This is a genomic window from Streptomyces sp. NPDC054863 (genome assembly GCF_053610825.1).
On sequence record NZ_JBSGZD010000486.1, the window covers coordinates 1 to 3,330 of the forward strand.

The following is a 3,330-nucleotide window of genomic DNA, read 5'->3' on the forward strand; positions in this document are numbered from 1 at the left end:
GACCTCCGACGCCGTCGGCGGCCCGGTCCGCGGGGTCTGCTCGCCGCCGAACGCGGCCCAGGCGCCGAGCCCCGCACCGGCCAGTCCGAGCGAGGCCAGGCCCGCGACCCGGAAGTACCGTCTCCTGCGGGTGCTGCGCCGCTCGCCGTCCACGGGGTCTCCGCCCTGCCGCTGGTTGATCCCGACGCCTCACAGTAGGACGGCCGCCCCCCTGGCCCCCTGTCGGAGTGAGCCGTTCAGGGGCTGCCCCCTGCCCGTGTCCCCACCGCAGCCACCCGGACGACCCGGACCGGACGACCCGGACCGTACGAGTCGGTCCGTACGACTCAGCTCTCCGGCGGAATGCGCGCAGCGGTCTCCCTGGCGAACCAGTCGGCCTCCTCGGCCAGTTCGTCCCCCTCCGCCGCGATCAGTTGCAGCAGCCGCAGCAGGTCGTGAGCCTCGGTCAGAGTGAACAGGGCCAGCCGCGGTCCAGCATCCTCAGCAGGGAGGTGACCGGGCATTTCAGCAGTTCCAGAAAGATCCATGTCCCGTACAACGCCACACCCACCGACCGGACACGAAACGCACACCAATGGCCCGCAGAGCCGTCCCGCCCGGCTGGGCGCCTGCACCGGTCAGCCAGCCGGCGTGCTGGTGCGGAAGCGGGACCGGTAGGCGGAGGGGGTGACGCCGAAGCGCCGGAGGAAGGCGCGGCGCAGCGTCTCGTCGCTGCCGAGGCCGCTGCGGCGGGCCGCCGCGGTGACGGATTCACCGGCGTCGAGCAGGGACTGTGCGGTTTCGAGGCGTACGGACTCCACGTACGCGGCCGGAGTGCTGCCGACCTGGTCGTGGAACAGCCGGGTGAGGTGGCGGGCGCTGATTCCGGTGCGCCGGGCCAGTGCGGGCAGCGAGTGGTCCGCGACGGGATCGGCGACGACCGACCGCAGCAGTGCGCCGAGCGCTTCGTGGCGCGGTACGGGCGTACGGGAGGCGACGGAGAACTGCGACTGCCCGCCCGGCCGTTGGAGGAAGACCACCAGATCGCGGGCGGCTTCCCGGGCGAGATCCGGGCCCTCGTCGGCCTCGACCAGGGCCAGGGCGAGGTCGATTCCGGCGCTGACGCCCGCCGACGTGTAGACGCGGCCGTCGCGTACGAAGATCGCGTCGCCGTCCACGTCGACGCCGGGGTGGCGACGCGCCAGTGTCGTCGCGTACCGCCAGTGCGTGGCGGCACGACGGCCCTCCAGGAGCCCCGCTTCGGCGAGCGCGAAGGCCCCGGTGCAGACGGACGCGGTGCGCCAGGACACGGAGTGCAGGGTGCGGACGGCGTCGAGCAGTCCGGCCGGTGCCGGCCGGTGCGGAAGGCCGGGGGAGCCGGGCACGATCAGGGTGTGGACGCGTCCTTCGAGACCGGCTGCCGGGTCCGTGAGCAGCCGGGTGCCGGACGAGGTGGTGACAGGTCCGCCCTCCGGTGACACCAGCGTCGTCCGGTAGCGGGCGCCGAGGGCCGCCGCCGTGCTGAACACCTCCAGTGGGGCCGTCACGTCGAGCAGCCGTACTCCCTCGTAGGCGAGGACGACGACAGTGCGGGGCGTTTTCATCTCTCCAGGTTAGCGGCACGCCATGTCCGTATGTGTGGGATCCATGGCCGGATGGACATGGCGGCCAGGAGGCCGCGGGCGGCAGGCTGAGGGCAACACCAGGTACGCAGGACACGGAAAAGACGGAAGGGGCCATCCATGCCGACTGGCATCGCCGGCATCGACATTCCTGACAGCGCACTGGCGCGCGAGGCGACCGAACTCGTCCGCGCCACCGCCGGCCCGCTGCTGTACGACCACTCGCGCCGCGTCTACCTCTTCGGGGCGCTCCGCGGCCGTCACCGGGGCCTGGCCTACGACCCCGAACTCCTCTACGTGGCCGCCCTGTTCCACGATCTCGGTCTCACGCCCGGCTACGCCGCCTCCGAGCAGCGCTTCGAGATCGACGGCGCGGACGCGGCCCGCGACTTCCTGCTGCGGCACGGCCTGTCGGCCGACGACGCCCGCATCGCGTGGACCGCGATCGCCCTGCACACCACGCCGGAGATCCCCTGCCGAATGGAGTCCGAGGTGGCGCTGGTGACCGCGGGCGTCGAACTCGACGTACTGGGCCTGGGGTTCGACGAGGTCACCGACGGGCAGCGGGCGGCAGTCGTGGCCGCCCATCCACGGCCCGACTTCAAGCGCCGCATCCTCGCGGCCTTCACCGAGGGCATCGCGCACCGCCCGGCGACCGCGTTCGGCAACGTCAAGGCCGATGTGCTCGCGCACTTCTCACCCGGCTTCGTCACCACCGACTTCGTCACCGTCATCGAAGATTCGAGGTGGCCCGAATGAACAACAACCCCCTGTCCGCCCAGCCCGATCCTCAAGTCAGGTCTCCCGTACCGCCGTTCAGTGAGGCGGACGCGCTGGCCAAGACGCAGGCCGCCGAGGACGCCTGGAACACCCGCGACCCCGAACGGGTCGCTCTCGCCTACACGGAGGACTCCGTCTGGCGCAACCGCGACACCTTCGTGACCGGCCGGGACGAGATCCGGTGCTTCCTCGCCGAGAAGTGGCGAAGGGAGATCGACTACGCGCTGCGCAAGGAACTCTGGTCGTACGGAGACGACAGGATCGCCGTCCGCTTCCAGTACGAGTGGCGGGACCGGGACGGCGGGCACTGGCGGTCGTACGGAAACGAGCTCTGGGAGTTCGATGCCGCCGGACTGATGCGGCGGCGCGAGGCGAGCATCAACGACGTGCGGATCCGTGCGGAGGAGCGCCGGATCCGAGGACCCCGGCCGCCGGGCGAGCACGGGATGCCGCTGCCGCTGGAGTGATGCGCGCGCTCTCCCGGACGCCGGAGACGCGGGAGGCCGATTCCGTACGGAACAGTGCCCGGTCGCACGTGGGAAGCGAGGCCCGGTTCAGGAGACGGGGACCGTGGAGTGGACCTGGCGCAGGAAGGACGCGTTGTCGGGGGAGTGCCGCAGCTTGGCCAGGACGGCCTCCAGGGTGGCCTGCCCGTCGCGCGACTGGAGGGCCCGGCGCAGACCGCGTACGACGGCCAACTCGGCCGCGGGTACGAGGAGTTCCTCACGGCGGGTGCCGGAAGGGGTGATGTCGACGGCGGGGAAGACGCGCCGGTCCGCGAGCGTCCGGTCCAGGCGCAGCTCCATGTTGCCGGTGCTCTTCAGCTCCTCGAAGTAGTAGTCGTCGGCGCGTGAACCCGTGTCGACCAGGGCGGTGGCCAGGATCGTCAGGGAGCCCGCCTCCTCGGTGAGCCGGGCCGCGCCGAACAGCCGCTTCGGCTCCTGCAGCG

4 protein-coding genes and 1 pseudogene are annotated in these 3,330 nt (G+C 71.8%); 2 read left to right on the forward strand and 3 right to left on the reverse strand.

Features of this window, described 5'->3' with window-relative positions; genetic code table 11:
- Window positions 1–326: 326 nt before the first annotated feature.
- Together ACWGIG_RS38020 and ACWGIG_RS38025 are read right to left on the reverse strand one after the other, a co-directional pair.
- Window positions 327–503, reverse strand: a complete 177-nt coding sequence (locus tag ACWGIG_RS38020) for a DUF6417 family protein (protein ID WP_453326294.1) — start codon at window positions 501–503, stop codon at window positions 327–329.
- 114 nt (window positions 504–617) lie between these two features.
- A complete protein-coding gene (locus ACWGIG_RS38025) occupies window positions 618–1,583 on the reverse strand; it encodes a GlxA family transcriptional regulator (RefSeq protein ID WP_453326295.1) in 966 nt (321 codons plus the stop codon).
- A gap of 138 nt (window positions 1,584–1,721) precedes the next feature.
- Here ACWGIG_RS38025 and ACWGIG_RS38030 point away from each other — a divergent pair, with 138 nt between their 5' ends.
- Both ACWGIG_RS38030 and ACWGIG_RS38035 read left to right on the forward strand, forming a co-directional pair.
- The gene (locus ACWGIG_RS38030) at window positions 1,722–2,360 is read left to right on the forward strand and encodes an HD domain-containing protein (protein ID WP_453326296.1); all 639 of its coding nucleotides are present in this window, start codon (window positions 1,722–1,724) and stop codon (window positions 2,358–2,360) included.
- The gene (locus ACWGIG_RS38035) at window positions 2,357–2,848 is read left to right on the forward strand and encodes a nuclear transport factor 2 family protein (RefSeq protein WP_453326297.1); all 492 of its coding nucleotides are present in this window, start codon (window positions 2,357–2,359) and stop codon (window positions 2,846–2,848) included. Before ACWGIG_RS38030 ends, ACWGIG_RS38035 begins: the two co-directional genes overlap by 4 nt.
- 87 nt (window positions 2,849–2,935) lie before the next feature.
- Here ACWGIG_RS38035 and ACWGIG_RS38040 read toward each other — a convergent pair.
- A pseudogene (locus tag ACWGIG_RS38040) lies at window positions 2,936–3,330 on the reverse strand (transcription termination factor Rho); the annotation flags it as partial.

Bases quoted from the DNA above. Each gene is read 5' to 3' on its own strand.
- ACWGIG_RS38025 (WP_453326295.1), bottom strand. From the start codon at position 1,583: ATGAAAACGCCCCGCACTGTCGTCGTCCTCGCCTACGAGGGAGTACGG.
- ACWGIG_RS38030 (WP_453326296.1), top strand. From the start codon at position 1,722: ATGCCGACTGGCATCGCCGGCATCGACATTCCTGACAGCGCACTGGCG.
- ACWGIG_RS38035 (WP_453326297.1), top strand. From the start codon at position 2,357: ATGAACAACAACCCCCTGTCCGCCCAGCCCGATCCTCAAGTCAGGTCT.
- ACWGIG_RS38020 (WP_453326294.1), bottom strand. From the start codon at position 503: ATGCCCGGTCACCTCCCTGCTGAGGATGCTGGACCGCGGCTGGCCCTG.